20 protein-coding genes are annotated in these 22,390 nt (G+C 67.6%); 16 read left to right on the forward strand and 4 right to left on the reverse strand.

Annotated features, from left to right (window positions below; all coding sequences use genetic code 11):
* Positions 1-23: 23 nt before the first annotated feature.
* Positions 24-2,759: a bifunctional acetate--CoA ligase family protein/GNAT family N-acetyltransferase gene (locus WMF20_RS23820; RefSeq protein ID WP_437616901.1), complete on the forward strand. Its 2,736-nt coding sequence runs from the start codon at positions 24-26 to the stop codon at positions 2,757-2,759.
* Between the two features lie 66 nt (positions 2,760-2,825).
* Here the strand turns inward: WMF20_RS23820 and WMF20_RS23825 are convergent, their stop codons facing one another.
* Entirely contained in the window at positions 2,826-4,040 is a 1,215-nt protein-coding gene (locus WMF20_RS23825) for a cytochrome P450 (RefSeq protein WP_437616902.1), read from the reverse strand.
* A gap of 6 nt (positions 4,041-4,046) precedes the next feature.
* Positions 4,047-4,781: a TetR/AcrR family transcriptional regulator gene (locus WMF20_RS23830; protein WP_437616903.1), complete on the reverse strand. Its 735-nt coding sequence runs from the start codon at positions 4,779-4,781 to the stop codon at positions 4,047-4,049.
* A 146-nt stretch (positions 4,782-4,927) separates the two neighbouring features.
* Here WMF20_RS23830 and WMF20_RS23835 point away from each other — a divergent pair, with 146 nt between their 5' ends.
* Together WMF20_RS23835 and WMF20_RS23840 are read left to right on the forward strand one after the other, a co-directional pair.
* Positions 4,928-5,251 carry an ArsR/SmtB family transcription factor gene (locus WMF20_RS23835; RefSeq protein WP_437617161.1) on the forward strand — a complete coding sequence of 108 codons (324 nt, stop codon included), beginning with the start codon at positions 4,928-4,930 and terminating at the stop codon, positions 5,249-5,251.
* 2 nt (positions 5,252-5,253) lie between these two features.
* The gene (locus tag WMF20_RS23840) at positions 5,254-5,757 is read left to right on the forward strand and encodes an SRPBCC family protein (RefSeq protein ID WP_437616904.1); all 504 of its coding nucleotides are present in this window, start codon (positions 5,254-5,256) and stop codon (positions 5,755-5,757) included.
* Between the two features lie 43 nt (positions 5,758-5,800).
* On the opposite strand, the gene WMF20_RS23845 is transcribed toward WMF20_RS23840, so the two are convergent.
* A complete protein-coding gene (locus WMF20_RS23845) occupies positions 5,801-7,147 on the reverse strand; it encodes a porin (RefSeq protein ID WP_437616905.1) in 1,347 nt (448 codons plus the stop codon).
* 629 nt (positions 7,148-7,776) lie between these two features.
* Between WMF20_RS23845 and WMF20_RS23850 the strand changes: the two genes are divergently transcribed.
* The 11 genes from WMF20_RS23850 to WMF20_RS23900 all read left to right on the forward strand — a co-directional run bounded on the left by WMF20_RS23850 (position 7,777) and on the right by WMF20_RS23900 (position 17,951).
* Entirely contained in the window at positions 7,777-8,676 is a 900-nt protein-coding gene (locus WMF20_RS23850; RefSeq protein ID WP_437616906.1) for an NAD(P)-dependent oxidoreductase, read from the forward strand.
* Positions 8,673-9,962: an ABC transporter substrate-binding protein gene (locus WMF20_RS23855; RefSeq protein ID WP_437616907.1), complete on the forward strand. Its 1,290-nt coding sequence runs from the start codon at positions 8,673-8,675 to the stop codon at positions 9,960-9,962. The genes WMF20_RS23850 and WMF20_RS23855 overlap by 4 nt, the downstream gene beginning before the upstream one ends.
* A 3-nt stretch (positions 9,963-9,965) precedes the next feature.
* Complete coding sequence (locus WMF20_RS23860; RefSeq protein WP_437616908.1) at positions 9,966-10,871, forward strand: branched-chain amino acid ABC transporter permease; 906 nt, start codon at positions 9,966-9,968, stop codon at positions 10,869-10,871.
* Positions 10,872-10,943: 72 nt separating this feature from the next.
* Positions 10,944-11,921 (forward strand): branched-chain amino acid ABC transporter permease, encoded by a 978-nt coding sequence (locus WMF20_RS23865; protein WP_437616909.1) that lies wholly within the window; start codon positions 10,944-10,946, stop codon positions 11,919-11,921.
* Positions 11,908-12,657, forward strand: coding sequence for an ABC transporter ATP-binding protein (locus tag WMF20_RS23870; RefSeq protein ID WP_129576490.1), 750 nt, complete (start codon positions 11,908-11,910; stop codon positions 12,655-12,657). Before WMF20_RS23865 ends, WMF20_RS23870 begins: the two co-directional genes overlap by 14 nt.
* The gene (locus WMF20_RS23875; protein ID WP_437616910.1) at positions 12,650-13,339 is read left to right on the forward strand and encodes an ABC transporter ATP-binding protein; all 690 of its coding nucleotides are present in this window, start codon (positions 12,650-12,652) and stop codon (positions 13,337-13,339) included. Before WMF20_RS23870 ends, WMF20_RS23875 begins: the two co-directional genes overlap by 8 nt.
* Positions 13,336-13,953 (forward strand): ATP-binding cassette domain-containing protein, encoded by a 618-nt coding sequence (locus WMF20_RS23880; RefSeq protein ID WP_129576492.1) that lies wholly within the window; start codon positions 13,336-13,338, stop codon positions 13,951-13,953. Before WMF20_RS23875 ends, WMF20_RS23880 begins: the two co-directional genes overlap by 4 nt.
* Positions 13,954-13,962: 9 nt before the next feature.
* The gene (locus WMF20_RS23885; protein ID WP_437616911.1) at positions 13,963-14,736 is read left to right on the forward strand and encodes an SDR family NAD(P)-dependent oxidoreductase; all 774 of its coding nucleotides are present in this window, start codon (positions 13,963-13,965) and stop codon (positions 14,734-14,736) included.
* 7 nt (positions 14,737-14,743) lie between these two features.
* Positions 14,744-15,532, forward strand: coding sequence for an SDR family NAD(P)-dependent oxidoreductase (locus WMF20_RS23890; protein WP_437616912.1), 789 nt, complete (start codon positions 14,744-14,746; stop codon positions 15,530-15,532).
* 31 nt (positions 15,533-15,563) lie between these two features.
* Positions 15,564-17,063 carry a CoA-acylating methylmalonate-semialdehyde dehydrogenase gene (locus tag WMF20_RS23895; protein ID WP_437616913.1) on the forward strand — a complete coding sequence of 500 codons (1,500 nt, stop codon included), beginning with the start codon at positions 15,564-15,566 and terminating at the stop codon, positions 17,061-17,063.
* The gene (locus tag WMF20_RS23900) at positions 17,064-17,951 is read left to right on the forward strand and encodes a MurR/RpiR family transcriptional regulator (protein ID WP_437616914.1); all 888 of its coding nucleotides are present in this window, start codon (positions 17,064-17,066) and stop codon (positions 17,949-17,951) included.
* 132 nt (positions 17,952-18,083) lie between these two features.
* Here the strand turns inward: WMF20_RS23900 and WMF20_RS23905 are convergent, their stop codons facing one another.
* Positions 18,084-19,166, reverse strand: a complete 1,083-nt coding sequence (locus tag WMF20_RS23905) for a transaldolase family protein (RefSeq protein WP_437616915.1) — start codon at positions 19,164-19,166, stop codon at positions 18,084-18,086.
* A gap of 589 nt (positions 19,167-19,755) precedes the next feature.
* Here WMF20_RS23905 and WMF20_RS23910 point away from each other — a divergent pair.
* Together WMF20_RS23910 and WMF20_RS23915 are read left to right on the forward strand one after the other, a co-directional pair.
* Positions 19,756-20,655, forward strand: a complete 900-nt coding sequence (locus WMF20_RS23910; protein WP_437616916.1) for a PAS domain S-box protein — start codon at positions 19,756-19,758, stop codon at positions 20,653-20,655.
* Between the two features lie 43 nt (positions 20,656-20,698).
* Positions 20,699-22,231, forward strand: coding sequence for an NCS1 family nucleobase:cation symporter-1 (locus WMF20_RS23915; RefSeq protein WP_437616917.1), 1,533 nt, complete (start codon positions 20,699-20,701; stop codon positions 22,229-22,231).
* Positions 22,232-22,390: the final 159 nt, after the last annotated feature.

The raw sequence follows: 22,390 nt of genomic DNA on the forward strand, positions 1-22,390 counted from the left end.
AACAGAGCCTCCCGAGGAGCGTCATGCCTGATCCCCTGCCCACGACCGACCGCGCCCACGACGTGCTTCGTCAGGAATTTCAGAGCCTCGACCCGATCTTCAAGCCGCGGAACGTCGCCGTCATCGGCGCGACCGAGAACAGCGGCGCCGTCGGCCGCACCCTCCTCTGGAACCTGATCAGCAACCCGTTCGGCGGGACGGTCTTCCCGGTGAACCCCAAGCGGTCCAGCGTCCTCGGCATCAAGGCCTACCCGAGCATCGCGGCCGTCCCCGCCAAGGTGGACCTGGCGGTCCTCGTGACGCCGGCCGCGAGCGTGCCGGGCCTGCTCGGCGAGTGCGTCGACGCCGGCGTCCCCGGCGCCATCGTCATCTCCGCCGGCTTCAAGGAGATGGGCCCTCCGGGCGTCGCGCTCGAGCGGCAGATCATGGAGCGCGCCCGCGGGAAGATGCGCATCATCGGCCCCAACTGCCTCGGCGTCATGAACCCGATCGGCGGGCTCAACGCCACGTTCGCGAAGGGGCAGGCGCGGCCGGGCAAGGTGGCGTTCATCAGCCAGTCCGGCGCGCTCTGCACCGCGGTGCTCGACTGGAGCCTCCAGGAACAGGTCGGCTTCAGCGCGTTCGTCAGCGTCGGCTCGATGCTCGACGTCGGCTGGGGCGACCTCATCGACTACCTCGGCAACGACCCCAAGACGAACAGCATCCTCATCTACATGGAATCGATCGGCGACGCGCGATCGTTCCTGTCGGCCGCCCGCGAGGTGGCCCTGAACAAGCCGATCATCGTGATCAAGCCCGGCCGCAGCGAGGCGGCGGCGAAGGCGGCCGCCTCGCACACGGGCTCGCTCACCGGCTCGGACGAGGTGCTCGACGCGGCGTTCCGGCGCGTGGGCGTGCTGCGCGTGAACGACATCGCGGACCTGTTCTCGATGGCCGAGACGCTGGCCAAGCAGCCGCGGCCCCGCAATAACCGCCTGTGCGTCGTCACCAACGCCGGCGGCCCGGGCGTCCTCGCGACCGACGCGCTCGTCGCCCACGGCGGCGAGCTGGCGCCGATCTCGGCGGAGATCCTGGGCGAGCTGAACAGCTTCCTCCCCGCCGCGTGGAGCCGCAACAACCCGGTCGACGTGCTCGGCGACGCCGGCGCCGACCGCTACCAGAAGGCCCTGGAGATCTGCGCCAAGGACCCGAACAACGACGGCGTGCTCGTCATCCTCACGCCGCAGGACATGACCCAATCGACCGAGACCGCCGAGGCCCTGCGCAAGCACGCGCACGTCGAGGGCAAGCCGGTCCTGGCCAGCTGGATGGGCGGCGCCGAGGTGGAGGCGGGCAAGTCGATCCTGAACCGCGCCGGGATCCCGACCTTCGAGTACCCCGACACCGCCGCGCGCGCGTTCTGTTCCATGTACCGCTACACGTACAACCTGCGCGGCCTGTACGAGACGCCGAGCCTGGATGAGCGCGCGCAGAACATCGATCACGAGAAGGCGGCGGCGCTCGTCGCCGGCGTCCGCGCGTCGGGCCGGACGCTCATGGATGAGTTCGAGTCGAAGCAGCTCATGGCGGCGTACGGCATCCCGACGGTGCAGACCGCCGTCGCTCAGCGCGTCGAGGACGCCTCGGCCATCGCCCGGGAGATGGGGTATCCGGCCGTCCTCAAGCTGTACAGCGCGACGATCACGCACAAGACCGACGTGGGCGGCGTGAAGCTCAACCTGCGCGACGACGACGCCGTCCGCCGGGCGTTCGCGGAGATCCACGAGAGCGTCTCGCAGAAGGCGGGCGCGGAGCACTTCCAGGGCGTGACGGTGCAGCCGATGATCGCCTTGAAGGACGCCTACGAGATCATCCTCGGCAGCTCGATCGATCCGCAGTTCGGCCCGGTGCTCCTGTTCGGGGCCGGCGGGCAGCTCGTCGAGGTGTTCAAGGACCGCGCGCTCGCCCTGCCGCCGCTCAACGCGACGCTGGCCCGGCGCATGATGGAGCAGACCAAGATCTACCGCGCCCTCAAGGGCGTGCGCGGCCGCGCGCCGGTGGACCTCGCGGCCCTCGAGCACCTGCTCGTGCGGTTCTCGCAGATGGTGATCGAGCAGCCGTGGATCCGCGAGATCGACATCAACCCGCTGGCCGTGAGCGCCGAGCGGATGATCGCCCTCGACGCCCGCGTCGTCCTGCACCCGGCGGACACCCCCGCGTCGGCGCTCCCCCGGTCGGCGATCCGCGCGTATCCGACGCAGTACGTGACGGAGCTGAAGGGCCGAGACGGACAGGCGTTCACGATCCGCCCGATCCGCCCCGAGGACGAGCCGCTGCTGGTCAAGTTCCACCAGACGCTCTCCGAGCGCACCGTGCGGCTCCGGTACTTCTACCCGATGCAGCTCGACCTGCGCACCGCGCACGAGCGGCTGACGCGCGTCTGCTTCGTGGACTACGACCGCGAGATGGCGCTCGTCGTCGAGAAGCCGCCCGCGGACGGCGCCGATCGCGAGATCATCGGGGTGGGCCGGCTGAGCAAGCTGCCCGGCACCAACGACTCGGAGTTCGCCCTGCTGATCAGCGACGAGCACCAGCGAAAGGGGCTCGGGTCGCGGCTCCTCGGCCTCCTCGTGCAGATCGCCCGGGACGAGGGGCTCTCCCGCATCAGCGCCGATATCCTCGCCGAGAACGTCGAGATGCAGCGCGTCGCGCAGAAGCTCGGTTTCCGGATCACCCGCGATCTCGAGGACTCGACCTCGAGGGCGGAGCTCCTCCTGTAGGGCGGACGCAGGGCGGGCGCGCCGGCCCGGCGGGAAGCGCTTCGGCCGGCGCGCGCTGCCCCCTCTTCAGCGCAAGCTTCGCTGGACGTCCACGGGAAGTCGCCGGGCGCTGATCATGTTCCACGGATTGTGGAGCTCGCAGCGATCGTCGCGGGCCACCGCGATCATCCGGTACCGGTCGAGGAGGATCTCCAGCGCGATCTTGGCCTCGAGCCTGGCCAGCGGGGCGCCGAGGCAGAAGTGGATGCTGTGCCCGAAGCTCAGGTGCTGGTTCGGCTTGCGGTGGATATCGAACGTGTCGGGGTCCTGGAAGTGGGCGCCGTCCCGGTTGGCCGAGGCGATCCACAGCATGATCACCTGATCGGCGGGGACCGGCTCCCCGCCGATCTCGACCTCCCTCGTGGTCCGGCGGGCGAGCCGCGGGAACGGAGAGCGGTAACGGAGCACCTCCTCGATGGCCGCCGGGATCCGCGCCGGGTCGGCCCGCAGCTCCGCCGCGGCGGCGGGGTGCTCATCGAGGCAGAGGATCGCGTTCCCGAGGAGCGCGGTCGTCGTGATGTGCCCGGCGATCAGCAGCAGGCCGACGAAGCCGACGATCTCCTCGTCCTCCAGGCGGTGCCCGTCGACCTCCGCGCGCACCAGCTGGCCGATGAGATCGTCGGTGATGCGCGCGCGGCGCTGCTGGATGTGCGCCAGGAGGTAGCGGTTCATCTCGCCGAGCACCGACCCGAGGCGGTCCATCATGGCCTGATCCGGCAATTCGCCCGGGCCCTGGCTCTCTCGCGACAGCATCGAGTCGGCCCAGGTCCGGAAGGCCCCGCGGTCCGCGACGGGGACGCCGAGCAGCTCGGCGATGACGATCACCGGCAGCGGATGGGCCACGCTCCCGACCAGGTCGAAGCGCTCGGCGTCGCCGACGTCGGCGAGCAGCTCGCCGGTGACGGCCGCGATCCGCGGCGCGAGCCCCGCCACCACGCGCGGCGTGAACGCTTGGCTGACGAGATCGCGGAGCTTCCGGTGCTTGGGCGGGTCCATCCGGACGAAGTTGCCCCTGGAGAACAGGTCGAAGTCGGCCTGAGGCGGGATGAACTTGGACATGTCCGACGAGAACGTCGCCGGATCGGACAGCACGCGGAGGATGTCCACGTGGCGGAAGAGCTGCCAGCTGCGCTGCTTCTCGTCGTGAAGAACGGGGGTGGACTCGCGCGCGTCGCGCAGCCACGTGAGGAAGGCGTCCAGCGTGGGCTGGCTCGGCTGGGTGGTCACGTCGGTCGTGCTCATATCGGATCACTCCTCGGGGCTCTCCCGCGTTGAGGTGATGTTGCCGTGTGCGAACCGCGCGTAGTGAGCGCGTAGCTGGTCGAACTGGTCGACGATCGCGGGCGCGAGCGCGCGCACGACGCCGGGATCGGGGGGCTCGGGGGGCTCGAAGGCCCTGCGCACCATCATGGCGACCATGTCGGCCCGCTCCTCGATCGGCCGCCGCTGCTCGGCCACGAGCAGCGGATCGATCATGTAGAAGCCGAGCACGGCCGCGTTGATCGCGTAGATCTGGGCGTCCAGATCCACGTCGGTGCGCAGCAGCCCGTGCGACCGCAGGAGCCCGCAGTACTCGCGGAGGTAAGCGAACTTGTTCGCCTGGAGCGGGCGCGCCGTGCTGTCGGTGACGAGGCTGCCGAGCACCTCGGTGTCGCGGGAGAACAGCGCTTGCAGCAGCGGATACTCCTCCAGGAGGAGGAGCCTGCGCCGCATCACGCGGTGGAGCAGGATCTCCGCCGGATCCTCGCGCATGACCTCGGCGAACCTGTCGAACATGCGCAGGGCGTCGCGCGCGAGGACCGCCAGGAAGAGCGCCTCGCGGGTCTTCCAGTGCAGGTAGACCGTGCCCTTGCCGATGTTCGCCCGCTTGGCGACCTCGTCGATGGTGACGCGCTTGTACCCCCAGCGGAGCACCAGCTCCGCCGCCGCATCCAGGATCCGCTCGGCCCGCTGCCGCTGCTTCGAGAAATCTCCGTCGGCCACCCTCGCCCTCCTCGCCTTGAAAAAAATGACTGATTTCGAAATTTGGTCAAGCGTCGATCGGTCATAGTTGGCGCAAGCCAAATTCCAGGACCTTCCGACGTATATTCCTTGACAAGAATATACCGTAAATGGAATATATATCGTCGATGATGCAGACGTTCGCGGCGCTCGCCGATCCGACCCGCCTGCGCATCGTCGAGCTGCTTCGCGCCGGGCCCCTGGCGGTCGGCGAGATCTGCGACCGCCTGCCGCTCCCGCAGCCTCAGGTCTCGAAGCACCTGCGCGTACTGCGGGACGCCGGCCTCGTCGGCGTCCAGCCCCGCGCGCAGCAGCGCATCTACGGGCTGCGCGCGGCGCCGCTGCGCGAGCTCGGCGCGTGGCTCGAGCGCTTCCGGGACATCTGGGACGAGCGCTTCGAGCAGCTCGACGATTTTCTGGCCGAGATCCAACGCAACGAAGAGAAAGGGTGAAGATGGAGACGACGAACCTTGAAGTCAGGTCAGAGCGGGAGATCGTCATCACCCGCACGTTCGCGGCGCCCCGGAGCATCGTGTTCGATGCGATGACGAAGCCAGAGTACGTGAAGCGCTGGTACGGCCTCCGGGTCCTCACGATGTCGGTCTGCGAGATCGACCTGCGCGTGGGCGGAAGGTGGCGCTACGTCCTGCGCGCGCCCGACGGGAGCGAGCACGGGTTCACGGGCGTGTACCGAGAGATCGTGCGGCCCGAGCGGGTCGTGTGCACCGAGAACTACGAGCCGCTCGGTCCGGGCCACGAGATGCTCGCCACGGCGACGTACGATGAGCGCGACGGGAAGACGACGTTGACGAGCCGGATCGTCTACCAGTCCCAGGCCGATCGCGACGCGCACCTGCAGTCCGGCATGGAGGCCGGCATGCGCGAGACGTTCGATCGTCTCGCCGAGCTCCTCCCCGCGCTCGCCTCGGGTGGATTCGAACCGGCGAGCGCCTCATGACGCCTCCGCACGCTGGTGTGCGGAGGCGACGCGATGCTTCCAGCTACCACTCTGCGAGCACGCCGGCGCTGACGACGTTGGCGTTCTGCGTCTCACCGCGATGCCAGGTGTGCTTCAGATTCATGCCGTCGATCGAGAACACCACAGGGTTCATGTAGTAGGCGACCTTCCCGCCGATGCCGCGCACCTCATCGATCACGCTGATCTTGACCGGATTCGAGGCGGCCCTGTCCCAATCCGTCTCCACCACGTTGGTGGAGCCGTAGGTGACCGCGACCTCGAGATTACCCGCGCGGTAGTTCGCGGCTGCCAGGTAGCCGTAATGCGTACGCAGCTCGCCGACGCTGTCGATGGCCGTGTTGCCGAGCGCCCACGCGGTGCCGAGGCCCTCGCCGAACCAGCCCGTGGCGCCGATGCCGAAGCCGGCGTAACGACCCCAGGCGCCGCCGCCGGCGCCCCACACGTTGCGCACCGCGTCCGCTGGAATGCCAGGGTCCTGCGTGTCCGGGTTGTTCGGCGACTCCTTGGTGCGGCCGACCATCTGCGTCAGGCCATTGATCCAGGCGTTGACCTCGTCCTTCACGACGGGCTTGTCGTCCAGCACCCTGCGAAGGGTGAGCTCGCCCTCGAAGCGGGGCGCGACCGTGCGATTCCAGGAGGCGTCGATCATGGCCGGGTCGAGCGCCGCCACCGAGAGCTGCACGCCGGCGAGCTCCGGCGTGGCGTAGCCGAGCTGCGCGTGACGAGACGGGAACATCGAGCCCACGCCGGTGTGGCCGCAGGTGGCCGCCCCTGACGAGTCCACGTTGCACGGGTGACCCACGCCGTGCTGGTGGATCAGAGTCCAGTTCATCCTCATGCCGCCGCGATTGAACAGGCCGAGGCGGCGGCCGCCCCACGCTGCGCCCCAGCTGCCGGACAGGTCCACATACTGCTCGCGGAAGTCCACCGAGGCCGCGTCGTTGAACTGGCGCACGTTGTTGTTCTGGGCGTTCTGAATGCCGGCCCACAACGCCAGCTTGATGGTGAGCTTCACGTCCGGCAAAACTTGCTTGTAGACGTTGAACGCCAGGATCGTGCTGGCGAACCCGCCGCGGATGCGGAACGTGTTCAGATCCGTGTCAGTGACGGTGTTGCCGACGGCGCCAGCGGGCGTCGGGTTGCCGCGGATCGAGATCTGCGGTCCTACCAGGATGTACCGATCGGTCGAGGCAGGGTCGTCGGGGTCGACCTTGTTGCCCAGGCCATCCGCGTCGATCGTCTCGCCACCGATCCAGTTGAGGTAGGCGTCGACGCGGCCGCTCGTCGAGACCTCCCAGTCGTCCGCCTTCTCCTTCTTGAGCAGGAAGATCTCGGCTCGCGCCGGCAACGACGACAGCAGCGCGGGCACGAGGCCCGCGCAGACCACGAGGGCTCGCACGACTCTCTTTGAATGAAGCACGCTTGTCGATCTCCTCTGCCTGGATCTCGAACGAAGGCCGGCGTGGAGCGCAGCCGGCGGCGCACGCAGCGACAGGAACGAGTAGTCCAAGACGAGGAAATTTGAAATAAAAATTCTAACAAGCGCTGCTGAACGGCGTTCGGAGCGGCGGCAACGCGCTCGCCAAGCTCCTGTCGACATTGGCGCAGGGCATCAACGATTCGCCGGCGCAGGTCGAGGCTGTAGGCGGAGGGCGAGCGCATCAAAGTGCATAAAGTTGCAAACTCACTGCAGCTCAAACAGCATGAGCGCATGAAATCATGATTGTTATTGAATATTTAGAGGCGCTCACGCGCTCGCCCTGAGGCCGTCGGCGCCCATGCGAGCGCCCAGGCACATCCTGTGCCACGAGCTCTGCGGGCAAGCTCGGGGCTGTACCAGACCCCCTCTGAAAACAGCTGTGGGACCGTGTTCTAACGGTTGACAAAATAGAACAAATATTCTACGACGGAGCTCCCTGGGCCAGAGCCGCTGGCGAGAGCAAATCAGAGCGCGTGGAGGCGAAGATCCTGCGATCAGCGCCCTGGTAGGAGTCCATCATGGCAAAGAAGATCGGGTTCGTCGGAGTGGGTTTGATGGGACACGGCATGGCCAAGAACCTCCTGGCCAAGGGCTTCCCCGTCACCGTGATGGCTCACAGGAATCGCAAGCCGATCGAAGACCTGCTCGCGCAAGGCGCGAGCGAGGCCAAGACGCCGCGCGCCATCGCCGGAGCCTCCGACCTCGTCATCCTGTGCGTGACCGGCGCTCCGCAGGTCGAGCAGGTCGTGTACGGAGAGAACGGGATCCTGGGCGCCTTCAAGAGAGGCATGATCCTGCTCGACTGCTCCACGAGCGAGCCGGCCATGAGCGAGCGCGTCGCGAACGATCTGGCGGCGCTCGGCGCGTCCTACGCCGACGCACCGCTGGCGCGCAGCCCGAAGGACGCCGAGGCCGGCAAGCTGAACACCATGGTCGGCGCCGACGAGCAGACGTTCGCTGAGGTGCGGCCGGTGCTGGAAGCGTTCTGCGAGAACATCTTCTACATGGGCGACGTCGGCTCCGGCGCCCGCACCAAGCTCATCTACAACCTCATCACGATGGGGCACGCGGCGCTGATCGCGGAGGCGCTGTGCGCGTGCGCGGCCACGGGCGTCGACCTCGGCAAATTCGCCAAGGTGGTGGGCAGCGGCGGCGCCAACAGCGGCATCTTCCAGCTGATCGTGCCGAAGATCCTGGAGAGCGGCGACTTCAGCGGGCTCAACTTCACGCTCGCCAACGCCGCCAAAGATCTCCGCTACTACAACCGCATGGTGGCGGACGTTCCGCTCACGGCGCCGATGGGGCCGGCGGTGCTCAACTCGCTCGTGTCCGCGCTCAACTCCGGCTACTCGGACGGGCTGGTCGGACACATGGTCGCCTCCCACTGCAAGCAGAACGGCGTCGAGCTCGGGAAATGACCTCTCGCACCCTGAACCTGGCGGCGGTGGGCGCGCTGTGCGTGCTCGCGGCGGCGTGCAGCAAGAAGGCGGGTGCCGAGGGCGCCTCGTCCTCGCAGGCGGAATCAGGCAAGCCGCCGATCCTGATCGGCATCACGGCGGACGCCAGCGGGCAGTATGCGAACAGCGGCGACTCCGACAAGCGCGGCATCATCATGGCGATCGAAGAGGCGAACGCCAGGGGCGGCGTGCTCGGTCGGCCCGTGAAGTGGGTGCACATGGATACCGAGACGACGCCGGCGACGGGATCCCGCGTCGCCGAGCGCATGATCAAGCAGGACAAGGTCGCCTTCCTCGTCGGCGGCGTCAGCTCCGGCGTGGCCAACGCCATCTCGCAGGTGGCGCAGAAGTACGGCGTCATCTACCTCAACACGAACAGCAGCTCCGCCACGGAGGCCGGCGAGAACTGCCACCGCGTGAAGTTCGTGTGGGACGCCAACGGCAGCAACTTCACCCAGGCTTCCGCCAAGGGCGCGATCGAGGCGTTCGGCAAGAGGTGGCTCTTGCTCACCAACGACTACGTGTGGGGTCACGACACCGCCAAGGCCACCAAGAAGGTGGTGACGGAGAGCGGCGGCGAGATCATCGACGAGATCCTCGTGCCGCAAGGCACGCGTGACTTCAGCGCGATCCTGCTCAAGGTGCAGCAGAAGGCGCCGAACGTCATCGCCGCTGCCGTCGGCGGTGACGACCTGAAGGCCTTGCGCGCGCAGGTCGCGCAGATGAAGCTGGGCGACAAGTACGCCTGGATCAACAACCAGCAGGACTGGCCGGACATCTACGGCTTGCCGCGCACGGACCTGTTCGGCGTGTTCGGCACGACCTGGTACCAGGGGCTCGACTTGCCCGGGGTCAAGGAGTTCAACGCCAGGTACGCCAAGGCCAACCCCGAGTCCAAGATCAAGACGCCGGGCAACGTGTTCTACAACGGCTACTGGGCGACCCGCTCGCTGCTGGAGGCGGTCGAGCGCGCCAAGACCACCAAGAACCACGCGGTGATCAAGGAGCTGGAGGGCCTGAAAATTTCAGCCAGAGACCGCATGCAGCACCACGACGCCTACATGAACCCGGCGACGCACCAGCTGCAGCAGACCATCTACCTGGCCACCGCCGACCTCGACTCCCAGAACCCCGACGCGCTGTTCAAGATCCTCAGCCACGCCGATCCGAGCCAGGTCGTCGACAAGGACGCGGACGCCAAGTGCAAGCTGGAGCCGCTCGAGTCGACGCCCGTCTACGAGCCGTAAGCCGTGCTGCCCCACCTGATCAACGGCGTCTCGCTCGGCATTCTGTTCGGGCTGCTGGCGCTCGGCTTCATGCTCATCGTCGGCGTCATGGAGGTGATCAACCTGGCGCACGGCTCGCTGTTCGCGCTCGGCGCCTACCTGGCGGTGGAGATCATCAATCCCGGGTTCATGGGCGAGGCGGCCGGCGCGTACCTGGAGCTGCCGCTGGCGCTCAGGTACGCGCTGGCGCTGATCGTGGCGCCGCTCCTGCTCGGGGTCGTGGGCATGGGCCTGGAGCGCTGCGTCCGCCGCACGTACGGGAAGAAACCCGAGTACGGCCTCCTGCTCACCTTCGGCGCCTCCCTGGTGCTCGAAGAAGGCATTCGCATCGTGTGGGGCCCGGGCGAGAAGAAGCTGCCGGTGCCGGAGGCCGTGAACGGCGCGTTCATGGCCGGTGACCTCGTCTACTCCAGGTATCGGTTCTTCGCCGCCTCTCTGGGCGTCGTGATGATGGCGCTCGTGTGGCTGTTCCTTGAGAAGACGCCCTACGGGGCCCGCGTGAAGGCCGGCGCGCACGACGCCGAGATGGTGCGCGCGCTCGGCATCAACATCGGTCGACTGCGGCTGTTCGTGTTCGCCATGGGCGCGGGTCTGGCGGCGCTGGCCGGCATCGTCCTGACGCCGATCTGGGGCCTGCGCCCGCACGTGGGCGTGGACGCGGTGATCCCCTCGTTTCTCATCATCGTGCTCGGCGGCGTCGGTAGCTTTTGGGGCGCCGTGCTCGCCGGGCTGCTCGTCGGCATCACGGTCGGCATCACCGGTGGATACGCCGCCGAGTGGTCGGTCATGTCCATGTACCTCTTGCTCATCCTGGTGCTCAGCGTCCGCGCGCGCGGGCTGATGGGTAAGAAGAGCGCGCTCGAGGCCTGATCGATGCCGCTTTACACACCCGTCACCACCAGAGGCCGGAAGGATCGCGGGCAAGCCTGGGTCACGAGGCCCATGCTGATCACGCTGGCCTCGATGGCGAGCTTCCCGCTCTGGGCCGAGCATGTCGGGCTCTACCAGTACCTCGGCATCGAGGTCGCGATCTGGATGTTGTACGCCCTCGGCTACAACTTGCTCATGGGCTACACGGGCCTGCCCGCGTTCGGCCAGGGCGCGTTCCTGGGCGTCGGCGCCTACGCCTACGGCCTGTCTTACCTGAGCTGGTCGCAGAACCCGCTGGTTTGCCTGGCGCTCGGCGCGGCCGCGGGCGGCCTCGGCGCTGCGCTCGTCGGGGCGCTCGTGGCGCACCGGCGCGGCATCTACTTCGCCCTCCTCACCATCGCCTGCGGGCAGGTGTTCTGGTTCGTCGCCATGAAGGCGCACTCGATCACGGGCGGGGAGGACGGCTTGCTCGACATTCGCCGGCCGGCGCTGGCTGGGCTCGATCTGAAGGACAACGCCACGCTGTACTACGTGGTGCTCGCCATCCTGGCGCTCGCGATCGTGGCGCTGTGGCGCCTGGTGCACTCGCCGTTCGGCAAGGCGCTGCAAGCCATCCGTATGAACGAGTCTCGCGCGCGCTTCGTCGGCTACGACGTGTGGCTCACGAAATGGGCCGTGATCGCGCTCTCCGGCGTGTTCGCCGGGCTGGCCGGCGGGCTCCTGGCCGTGGCGCAAGAGAGCGCCTATCCGGACGTGATGAACGTGCACAGCTCCGGCTTCATCGTCATGGCGGTGCTGATCGGCGGCGGCACCGTGAGCTTCTGGGGGCCGGTGCTGGGCGCGCTGGTGTTCATCGTCGCGCGCGACCTGCTCGGCGCGGCGACCGAGACCTGGCTGCTCTGGTACGGCTTGCTCTTCATGGCGGTGGTGTTGTTCCAGCCCGAGGGCATCGCCGGCGCGTTTCAGCATTACCGCGCCAAGCTCTCGCGCGGATCTCGCGCGGCGGGATCCGAGCGGCTGCCCACGGAGGCTGAAAATGGCTCTGCTTGAGGCCATCCACCTGAGCAAGCGCTTCGGCGACCGGGTGGTCTTGGAGGACATCACGCTGTCGTTCGAACAGGGCCAGCTGGCGGGCATCATGGGCCCGAACGGCGCCGGCAAGTCGACCTGCTTCAACGTGCTCACCGGTCACTTCCCGCCGGATCGCGGGCAGGTGCTGCTGGATGGACAGGACATCACCGGCCTGTCGCCGCGGCAGATCGCGCAGAGGGGCGTGGCACGCTCGTTCCAGATCATGAGCTTGTTCGACGAGTTCACGGTGCTGGAGAACGTGCTGTTCGCCGTGCCGGAGATGCGCCGCTCCGGCATGAACCCGTTCAAGAGCGTCGCCGCCGACTCGGCCGCGATGGACAAGGCGATCCGCGTCGTCGAGCAGGTGGGGCTCGGCCAGCGCCTCGACAGCAAATCGATCGACCTGCCCTACGGCCAGCGTCGCGCGCTCGAGATCGCCGTGGCGGTCGCGGCGGAGCCGCGCGTGCTCTTCCTGGACGAGCCGACGCAAGGCATGGGCGCCGAAGGGCGCGACCGGCTGCTGGAGCTGATCCTCACGCTCAAGCGCCGCTTCACCATCGTCATGATCGAGCACGACATGGACTTCTTGTTCCGACTGGCCGATCGCGTATCGGTGATCCACTGGGGCCAGGTGATCGCGCAGGGCACGCCCGACGAGCTGCGCTCGGATCCGTGGGTGCGCCGGGCGAAGCTGGGAGCGCCGGCGGATGCTTGAAATCCAGGGTATCGAGACCTTCTACGGCGAGACGCAGGCGCTGTTCGGCGTCGATCTGAGCGTCGGCACGGGCGAGGCCGTGGCGCTCTTGGGGCCGAACGGCGCCGGCAAGACGACCGTCTTGCGCTCCATCCTCGGTCTCACGCCGGCTCGCCGCGGGGCAATCCGCTTCGGCGGCAGCGAGATCACGCGCGCGGCCACGAGCGACATCGCCTGCGCCGGCATCGGCTGGGTGCCGGATGATCGCCGCATCTTCCCCGCGCTCAAGGTGAGGACCAACCTTCAGCTGGGCAAGAAGAAGACGGCGTTCCGCAGCTGGAGCGAGAAGGAGGTGTTCGGCCTGTTCCCCGCGCTGGAGTACCTGCTCGATCGCGACAGCGAGAACCTCTCCGGCGGCGAGATGCAGATGGTCGCCATCGGCCGCGCCCTGCTGGGCGGTCCCGGCCTGGTGCTGCTGGACGAGCCGTCGCAAGGCCTGGCGCCCAAGCTGGTGCAGGACGTCATGAAGACCATCGCGCGCCTGCGCGACGAGGGCATCGGCGTGCTGGTGGTGGAACAAAACGTGCGCAGCGCGCTGGCGGTGTGCGATCGCGCGTACGTCATCCGCGGCGGCCGCGTCGTGCACCACGGGCCGGCCAAGGCGCTGCTAGAGAACGCACGCCTGCTGGGAGAGCTGTCATGACGACGCCGGTCCTCGAGGTGCGGAACCTGAAGAAGACGTACTCGCGCGGCCTGTTCGCCAGGAAGCAGACGTTCAGCCTCAGCGCCTCGTTCGCGATCGAAGGGCCGGAGATCATAGGCGTGATGGGGCCGAACGGCGCCGGCAAGACGACCCTGTTCGAGATGCTGTCGGGCAGCGACGTGCCGACCAGCGGTCAAATCTTGTGCGGCGGGCGCGACATACAGACGGTGAAGTACCGCGAGCGTGACCGCCTGGTCATTCACTATCACCAGTCGTATCAGGTGCGCTCGGTCAAGAAGACCAAGCCCGATTTCATGCTTCAGCCGGCGGGGTCCGACTACCCGCTGGTGCACATCTTCGACGAGCCGCAGTTCAGCACGCAAGACGGTTACATCGGCTTCATGCTGAGCTTCTTCAAGCAGCTCCGCGCCAGCGGCCGCGTGGTCATGCTGTGCGTCCATCCCTACGAGCCGTTTCACATCGACATCATGCGTGACCACTGCGAGCGCTTCCTGTTCGTGGCCGGTGGTCATGTCGCGGAGCTGCCGACGTACGGCAGGCTGCTGGAACATACGGGCGTGCGCGACTACCTGGGCGCGCTCGCGGATTGCTGAGCAAAGAAGATGACTCCAACTAGAATCGAAACGAAGGACAAGACAAACAACCCGAGCCGCGTCGCGATGGTGACGGGCGCCGGCGGCGCCATGGGCGCGGCGATCGCGCGCTTCTTGCTCGCCGAAGGCCACCGCGTGGTGCTGGCGGACGCGGATCGCGCGGCGCTCGATGCCGTGACGGCCTCCCTGGGCGATGGCGCCTACCCGATCCTGTTCGATCTGAGCGACTCGGCGCAGGTCAAGGCCGCGTGCGCCGACGTGCGCGAGCGCGTCGGGGCGGTGGAGATCCTGGTCAACAACGCGGGCGTGCTCTCCAATCACAAGCTGGCGGAGACCACTCCGCAGGAGTGGCGCAAGATCATGGCCGTCAACCTGGACGGGCCGTACCACCTGAGCCGCGAGTGGGCGCCCTCCATGCGCGAGCGCAGGTGGGGCCGCATCATCAACATGTGCTCGGTGGCCATGAAGACCGGCGGGCTCACGGCCGGCACCGCCTACACCACGTCCAAGGGCGCGCTCGGCGGACTCACGTTCTCGCTCGCGCGAGAGCTGGCGCCGCACGGCGTGACCGTGAACGCCATCGCGCCGGCCTACGTGAAGACCAAGATGATCACCGAGCAGCTCACGGAGGAGCAGCGGCAGCGGACGCTGGAGCAGATCCCCGTCGGTCGCTTCTGCGAGCCGGAGGAGGTCGCGCACGCCGTTGTGTTCCTGTCGTCGCCCCTGGCTGGCTTCATCACCGGGGAGCTGCTCGATATCAACGGCGGTTTACACCTGGATTGAGGCCACCATGACGACCACCGCGCACCAGTTCTCGAGGACCCTGCTCGACAAGGTCGCTTATGTACCTGGCGGCACCGGAGTGCTCGGCGCGGCGATCGCGCGCGGCCTGGGCCACGCCGGCGCCAAGGTGGTCGTGGGCGGCACCGACGAGCGCAAGCTGCGCGCGGTGACAGGCTCGGTGCTCGCTACCGGGGCGGAGGCCAGGGGAGTCGCCTTCGACGCCCGCTCGGTGAAGGACATCGGGCGCTCGGTCGACGCGGTCTGCGACTACTTCGGGCGCTGCGACATCCTGGTGAACGCCGTCGGCATCCATCGCGAGCAGCGCGTGCTCGAGGCGACCGAGGAGAGCTTCGACAGCGTGATCGACCTCAACCTGAAGGCGGCCATGTTCCTGGGGCAGGCCGTCGCGCGGCGTCAAGTGCAGCAAGGTCAGGGCGGGCGCCAGGTGCAAATCCTGTCCGTGCGCGCCTCCCTGGCCCTGCAGGGTAAAGGCTATTCGGCCTACACGTCGAGCAAGGGCGGCCTGGCCATGATCGTCCGACAGCACGCGGTGGAGCTCGCGCCGCATGGCATCAACGTGAACGGCGTGGCGCCGACCTTCGTGCAGAGCGAAATGGCGCAACATGTACTCAACACCCCTGAGCAACGAGCCAAGCTGCTCGATCGCATCCCGCTCGGACGGGTCGCGGAGCCGGAGGACGTCGTCGGACCGACGCTGTTCTTCTGCGGCCCCGGCAGCGATTTCGTGACCGGGCAGATCCTGTACGTGGACGGAGGCCTGACGGCCTGCCAATAGCGCGGCACGAGCCTCGATAGGTAATGAAGCCATGATCAAGAAACTGCAGAACTACGTAGGCGGCAAGATGACGGACAGCTCCACTCAGCGTTGGGGCGACGTCTTCAACCCAGCGCTCGGCGCCGTCTCGAGCCAGGTGCCGATGTCGACGGCCGGCGAGGTGTCGAGCGCCGTGCTGGTCGCCAAGCAGGCCTTCGCGGGCTGGTCGGCGACGCCGCCGGTGCGGCGCGCGCGCGTCATGTTCGAGCTGAAGAGCCTGATCGACCGGCACGTGGACGAGCTGGCGGCGCTCGTCACCGCCGAGCACGGCAAGGTGCTCGACGACGCGCGCGGCTCCGTGACGCGCGGCATGGAGGTCGTCGAGTTCGCCGCTGGTATTCCGCAGCTGCTCAAGGGTGAGTACTCGGAGGGCGTGGCGCGCGGCGTCGACAGCTGGTCCTTTCGCCAGCCGCTCGGTGTGTGCGCCGGCATCGGGCCGTTCAACTTCCCGGCCATGATCCCGCTGTGGATGGCGCCGATCGCCATCGCCTGCGGCAACACCTTCATCATGAAGCCGTCGGAGAAGGTGCCGTCGCTGTCGCTGCGCCTCGCGGAGCTGTGGACGCAGGCTGGGCTGCCGCCGGGCGTGTTCAACGTCGTGAGCGGCGACAAGGAGGTCGTCGACGCTCTCATCGAGCATCCGGACGTCGCGGCCATCAGCCTGGTCGGCTCCACGCCCGTGGCCGAGGACGTTTATCAGCGCGCGACGCGCGCCGGCAAGCGGGTGCAGGCGCTGGGCGGCGCCAAGAACCACATGATCGTCATGCCCGACGCCGACCTGAGCCACACGGTCGACGCGCTGATGGGCGCCGCCTACGGCTCGGCCGGCGAGCGCTGCATGGCCATCTCGGTGGCCGTCGCCGTCGGCCCCGGAACGGGCGACCGCCTGGTCGATGCGCTCATCCCCAAGATCAAGGCGCTCAAGATCGGACCCGGCGACCAGCCGGGGTTGGACATGGGGCCCCTGGTCACCAAGCAGCACCTCGAGAAGGTTTCCGGCTACGTGGACCTCGGCGTCAAGGAAGGCGCCAGGCTGGTGGTCGACGGGCGCGGCCTCAAAGTTCCCGGATCCGAGAGCGGCTTCTTCCTGGGTGGTTGCTTGTTCGACCACGTCACCTCGTCCATGAAGATCTACCAGGAAGAGATCTTCGGCCCGGTGCTCGCCGTCGTCCGCGTGCCGACGCTTGACGCCGCCATCCAGTTGGTGAATGCCCACCGCTATGGCAACGGCGGCGCCATCTTCACCAGCAGCGGCGAGGCTGCGGATGAGTTCACCAAGCGCATCCAGATCGGCATGGTGGGCGTGAACGTGCCGATCCCCGTGCCGATGGCGTTCCACAGCTTCGGCGGCTGGAAGGGCTCGCTGTTCGGCGATCACTACATGCACGGTCCGGAGGGTGTCCGATTCTTCACGCGCCTGAAGACCGTCACGTCGCGCTGGCCGCGAGGGGCCAGCGTCGGGGCGAGCTTCGCCATGCCTACGGTGAAATGAATGAAGAAGAGCGAAGCTACGCATCCGGAGACGTACGATCAGCTGGAAAAAGCGATCATCAAACAATTCCCCAGCCTGAGCAAACGTCTCCAGCAGATCGCCAGCCACGCTCTCGACAATCCCAGTGAGCTCGCGCTCGATACCATCGCGCAGGTCTCGCAGCGCGCCGGTGTGCAACCCAGCAGCCTCATCCGCTTCGCCAAGGAATTCGGCTTCTCCGGCTACAGCGACATGCAGCGCGTGTTCCGCACGCGGCTGACCGACGCCATGCCGGACTACAAAGAGCGCCTGCGCTCCCTCAACGGCACCGAGGGCGCTCCGAGCGAAGAGGCCAAGGGCGACGCCAGCGCGCTGCTCGACCAGTTCGTCGAAGCGGACATCGTCGGCCTGCGCCGGCTGCAGCAGCAGAGGCGGATGGGGCCGCTGCTGGACCAAGCCTACAAGCTGATCACGGACTCCGAGATCGTGTATGTGGTGGCGCACCGCCGCTCCTTCCCGATCGCCTGCTACCTGGCCTACGCCTTCAGCCAGATGAACGTGCGCAACGTGCTGGTGGACGGCGTGGGCGGCATGTTCATGCAGCAGGTCGGCCATGCCACGAACCGCGACGTCATCATCGCCATCAGCTCCAAGGCGTATTCGCCGGACGTGGCGCAGGTCGTGCGTGAAGCCAAGCAGCGTGGCGTCAAGATCGTCGCCTTGACGGACAGCCCGCTCAGCCCGCTCGCCGAGCACGCAGACGTGAGCCTGGAGGTACAGGAAGCCTCGGTCGGCATGTTCCGCTCGCTCGCCGTCACCATGACGCTGGCCGTCACGCTCATCGTCGGCCTCGGCCGCGCCGTGGAAGCCAAGCGCAGCCACGGTAACGGCAAGAGGTCGAAGCGATAGACCTGACGGCTCCGCGCACCGCCAGGCGTCAGGCGAGCGGTCGCGGAGGGGGACGGCGACGCGGGGGCGGCCCGCGGGGCGAGCTGCGACGCGGCAGCCCACCCGCTCCAGCTGCCGGCCGGCGCTGTCAGCTCACGTGTCTGGATTCGGAATGCGCAGGTCGCGGATGAAGCTGAGCAGCCCGTAATACGAATCGAGGAAAGTGCGCAGCGTGCGGCGGGTGGCGCCGAAGTCGTCGAACTCGCCCACCTTCATTCCCTTGGGGTCGTAGGCGCGCCGGAAGTCCTCGAGCTGCTCCGAGAGCTCGGCCATGGCTTGCTGCGGAACCGGGTTGTCGATGCGCGGGATGACCGGGATCGTGGAGGCGTTGAACTTGCGCTGCCACTCCGGCGGAATCGTGAGGATGACGTCCCCGCCCACCAGCTCCGACCAGTGGAGGTGATGACGATAGGCGGCGGCGAGCAGGCGCGTGCGGTATCCGGACTGCTTGAACGTCTTGAGCGCGTTCTTGAACACCGCGATGCCGGCCCAATCCAGCGTGCCGGGGGTCGGCACCTTGCCTTGTCGTTCGCACACGACCTTGAGCCAGTCGTCGAGGCGGCCGACCATGATGGTGCAGACCGGGACCATGTTGGCCGTGGAATGTCCGGATGCCTCACGGCGCTTGAGCCCTCGCTCGACGGCCTCGGCGACGGCGACGGCCTGCGGCGCCGTGAAGGAGACGGTGGCGTTGACGTTGACCCCCTCCGCCGTCACTTCCTCGATGGCCTGGATGCCGGCCGCCGTCGCCGGAATTTTCACCTGCAGGTTGGGGGCGAGCGACGCGAAACGGAGCGCCTGGCTCACGAGCGCGTGGGGGCTCCTGTGAAATTCCGCGTTGGTTTGAATCGACAACCAGCCCCTCTTGCCTCCCGTCTGCTCGAACACGGGCGTGAGCAGGCTGGCAGCTTTCACGGAGATCTCTTCCATCAGCTCCCAGGCGATGTGCGCCTCCGTCCACGTGGGCTGCGCTTGAATCAGCTCCTCCACGCGCGCCTTCCAGTCGCCGAACTCGGTCCTGAGCACGCTGGCGACGATGGTGGGATTGCTGGTGGCGCCGACCGCGCCGTGATCGAGGGCGTACTTGAGCTCGCCCACCGCGCACGAGTCGCACCAGAAGTCCGTGGGGGTGGTGGAGGCCATCTCGTGCAGGGGGCTGCGGAACTTGGTGGACATGTTGACATTGGAACATATTTTCTAAACATGGGCAATAACCGGAACAAAAATTCCACAAGAGGGATCCCGGCCGCTGCCTCGAGGCCTTGGCCATCGAGTGGATGGGGCTGGCCCGCGAGGGGGCTGCTCGTGTCGGTGGACTGGATCGGCCAACTGGTGGATGGGAGGGCCATCCCCTCCCCGGAGCTCACGCTGGATGGGCGCCGGGCGACGGCGCTGGTCCTCGGGCCAGCGCCGTCCCCTGTCGCGAGGACCGGCGCTGTCGTCGACGTCGACAGCCCTCGAGAAGGACGGCGCGGCTGAGAAGGTAAAGCAGCGAACATAGGAAACGAACAAAGCTCGGTAGGGGACGGCCGCCGTGAGCCACGAAGCTGGGTGACGGTGCGCTCGCGTGCGTCGATCGAATATGCGGGTCGTACGGGGTCGGAGGCGCTGCGCAGGTCGACCGCACGTACGAAGTTCACCCGCGGCGACCGTGGTTTTGGTACGCTGACGGAGAACGGCGCCGTCCGTCGGCGCTTCGAAGGGCCACTGGATCATGAACGATGGCGAAGCAAGGAGTGGCAGTACAGCGGAGGTGGAACTGGAGATGCTCCGCCGGCGCAACGCCGAGCTCGAGCGGGAGCTCGCCGAGAAACGGCTGGTGGAGGCGGCCCTGCGGGAGAGTGAGGCGCGCTACCGGGGCATCGTCGAGGACCAGACCGAGCTCATTTGCCGCTTCCGGATGGATGGCACGCTGACCTTCGTCAACGACGTGTACTGCCGGTATTTCGAGAAGACGCGGGAGGAGCTGGTCGGTCATCACTTCACGCCGCTCGTCCCCGACGAGGACCGGCCGGCCCTCGATCGCCAGTTCGCGAAGCTCGGCCCCGACAACCCGATCGTCCACACCGAGCACCGGATCGTGCGCCCCGACGGGTCGATCCGCTGGCTGCACTGGACCAACCGCGCCCCGCTCGGCGAGGGGGGCGCGAGCGCCGAGTTCCAGGCGATCGGCGTCGACGTCACCGATCGCCGGCAGGCCGAGGAGGAGGTGCGGCGGCTCAACGCCGAGCTCGAGCTGCGCGTGGCGGAGAAGACGATGAAGCTCGAGCAGATGGTCCGCGAGCTGTCGGCCCCGCTCATGCCGGTGGCGGATCAGGTCATCGCGATGCCGCTGATCGGCTTCCTCGACAGCGCCCGCGCCGCGGCGGCGCTCGAGACGCTCCTCCAGGGGGTGATCGCGCACAACGCCACCACCGTGGTCCTGGACATCACGGGCGTGGTGGTGATCGACACCCAGGTAGCGGACGCGATGATCCGGCTGGCCAAGGCGGTGCGGCTCCTCGGCGCGCAGGTGGTGCTCACCGGCATCCAGCCGCGGATCGCGCAGACGCTGGTCGAGCTGGGCGTCGGTGTAGGCGGCGTCGTGACGCTCCGGACCCTGAAGGAGGGTATCGCGTTCGCGCTGAAGCGCGGCCCCGCCGGACCTCGACCTCCGTCGCGCTAGCCCTCTATCCAGTCTCACATCGACTCGTGTAGCGTCATGGACCATGGCGCACACGACCGTCCAGCGCGACGCGCAGCCCGCTCCTCGACGCGCGAGAGAGAGCGGCGGTCCTCGGATGGAAGGGGAGGTCGACTCCCGCTACATCAACGAGGACATCGCGCCCGTGCGCCTGGACCAGCGCAAATGGGGGATGAAGGACATCGCCGCACTGTGGATATCCATGTGCGCCTGTACTCCCACGTACATGCTCGCTTCGGGTCTGATCGCCGAGGGGATGAGCTGGGGTCAGGCCGAGCTCACGATCCTCCTCGGCAACGTCATCGTGCTCCTGCCCATGATCCTGAACGCGCACGCGGGCACGAAGTACGGCATTCCGTTCCCCGTCTACTGCCGGAGCGCGTTCGGCGTCCGAGGGGCCAACGTGCCGGCGGTGCTCCGGGCCCTCGTGGCGTGCGGCTGGTTCGGAATCGGGACATGGCTCGGCGGGTGGGCCATCTACAAGATCGTCGCCGTCTTCATGCCGTCGATCGAGCAGATGCCGGCGACGCCGCTCGGCATCAACGCGGCCCAGCTCGCCTGCTTTCTGCTGTTCTGGGGCATCAACGTCTGGATCATTCACCTGGGCATCGAGTCGATCCGGATCCTGCTGAACATCAAGGCGCCCCTCCTGGTCGCCCTCGGCCTGCTCCTGCTCTTCTGGGCGCATGGCCGCGCCGGCGGGTTCGGCCCGATGCTCGAGAAGCCCTCGGCCTTCGCGGCGGGGCAGCCCAAGGACGGCCAGCTCTGGAGGTTCTTCTTCCCTGCGCTCACGGGGATGGTCGGCTTCTGGTCCACGCTGGCGCTCAACATCCCCGACTTCACCCGCTACGCGCGCTCACAGCGCGATCAGGCCCTCGGGCAGGCCGTCGGTCTGCCGCCCACCATGGCGTTCTTCTCGTTCATCGGCGTCGCCGTCACGTCGGCCACGGTCGTCATCTACGGGGAGACCATCTGGGACCCCGTTGTCCTCATCACTCGCTTCGAGAGCCCCGTCGTCCTCATCGTCTCGCTCGCGGCGCTCAGCATCGCCAACCTGGCGACGAACATCGCCGCGAACGTGGTGAGCCCCGCCAACGACTTTTCGAACCTCTGGCCGTCGCGGATCTCCTTCCGCACGGGCGGCCTCATCACCGGCGTCATCGGGATCCTGATGCAGCCCTGGCGGCTCGTCAGCGATCCGACGGGGTACATCTTCACCTGGCTCGTCGGCTACTCCGCGCTGCTCGGCCCCGTCGGCGCGATCCTGATCGCAGAGTACTACGTGATCCGCAGGACCGAGCTCGATCTCGCCCAGCTCTACAAGCGGGAGGGGCCCTATTGGTACACGAACGGGTGGAACCCCATCGCGATCGTCGCCCTCGTCGCCGGTGTCCTGCCCAATTTGCCTGGCTTCCTCGGCACCATCGATGTCTTGACGGTCTCCGCCGCATGGATGGATTTCTACCACTACGCGTGGTTCTCGGGTTTCTCGATCTCGCTCGTGGTCTACGTCGCCCTCTCGCTGATGCGCCGCCCGGCCAAGCTCGCCGCGGCTTGATCCTCGCCGCCCGAGCCGAGGCGCGCCGCGACATGCCCCCTCCCTCACCACCGCGACAGGGCGTCTTCGCGACCGCATCGTCTCGGTGGGTCAGGCCCCTACCGCAGAGGACCTGTAGCACATTGTGGAGCGATCCATCCACGAGGAGCGCTCGCCCTT

This window comes from Sorangium sp. So ce834 (assembly GCF_051521425.1).
Taxonomy (GTDB): Bacteria; Myxococcota_A; Polyangia; order Polyangiales; family Polyangiaceae; genus Sorangium; species Sorangium cellulosum_D.

Bases quoted from the DNA above. Each gene is read 5' to 3' on its own strand.
- WMF20_RS23820 (WP_437616901.1), top strand. From the start codon at position 24: ATGCCTGATCCCCTGCCCACGACCGACCGCGCCCACGACGTGCTTCGT.
- WMF20_RS23825 (WP_437616902.1), bottom strand. From the start codon at position 4,040: ATGAGCACGACCGACGTGACCACCCAGCCGAGCCAGCCCACGCTGGAC.
- WMF20_RS23835 (WP_437617161.1), top strand. From the start codon at position 4,928: ATGATGCAGACGTTCGCGGCGCTCGCCGATCCGACCCGCCTGCGCATC.
- WMF20_RS23840 (WP_437616904.1), top strand. From the start codon at position 5,254: ATGGAGACGACGAACCTTGAAGTCAGGTCAGAGCGGGAGATCGTCATC.
- WMF20_RS23850 (WP_437616906.1), top strand. From the start codon at position 7,777: ATGGCAAAGAAGATCGGGTTCGTCGGAGTGGGTTTGATGGGACACGGC.
- WMF20_RS23855 (WP_437616907.1), top strand. From the start codon at position 8,673: ATGACCTCTCGCACCCTGAACCTGGCGGCGGTGGGCGCGCTGTGCGTG.
- WMF20_RS23865 (WP_437616909.1), top strand. From the start codon at position 10,944: ATGCTGATCACGCTGGCCTCGATGGCGAGCTTCCCGCTCTGGGCCGAG.
- WMF20_RS23870 (WP_129576490.1), top strand. From the start codon at position 11,908: ATGGCTCTGCTTGAGGCCATCCACCTGAGCAAGCGCTTCGGCGACCGG.
- WMF20_RS23875 (WP_437616910.1), top strand. From the start codon at position 12,650: ATGCTTGAAATCCAGGGTATCGAGACCTTCTACGGCGAGACGCAGGCG.
- WMF20_RS23880 (WP_129576492.1), top strand. From the start codon at position 13,336: ATGACGACGCCGGTCCTCGAGGTGCGGAACCTGAAGAAGACGTACTCG.
- WMF20_RS23885 (WP_437616911.1), top strand. From the start codon at position 13,963: ATGACTCCAACTAGAATCGAAACGAAGGACAAGACAAACAACCCGAGC.
- WMF20_RS23890 (WP_437616912.1), top strand. From the start codon at position 14,744: ATGACGACCACCGCGCACCAGTTCTCGAGGACCCTGCTCGACAAGGTC.
- WMF20_RS23895 (WP_437616913.1), top strand. From the start codon at position 15,564: ATGATCAAGAAACTGCAGAACTACGTAGGCGGCAAGATGACGGACAGC.
- WMF20_RS23900 (WP_437616914.1), top strand. From the start codon at position 17,064: ATGAAGAAGAGCGAAGCTACGCATCCGGAGACGTACGATCAGCTGGAA.
- WMF20_RS23905 (WP_437616915.1), bottom strand. From the start codon at position 19,166: ATGTCCACCAAGTTCCGCAGCCCCCTGCACGAGATGGCCTCCACCACC.
- WMF20_RS23910 (WP_437616916.1), top strand. From the start codon at position 19,756: ATGCTCCGCCGGCGCAACGCCGAGCTCGAGCGGGAGCTCGCCGAGAAA.
- WMF20_RS23915 (WP_437616917.1), top strand. From the start codon at position 20,699: ATGGCGCACACGACCGTCCAGCGCGACGCGCAGCCCGCTCCTCGACGC.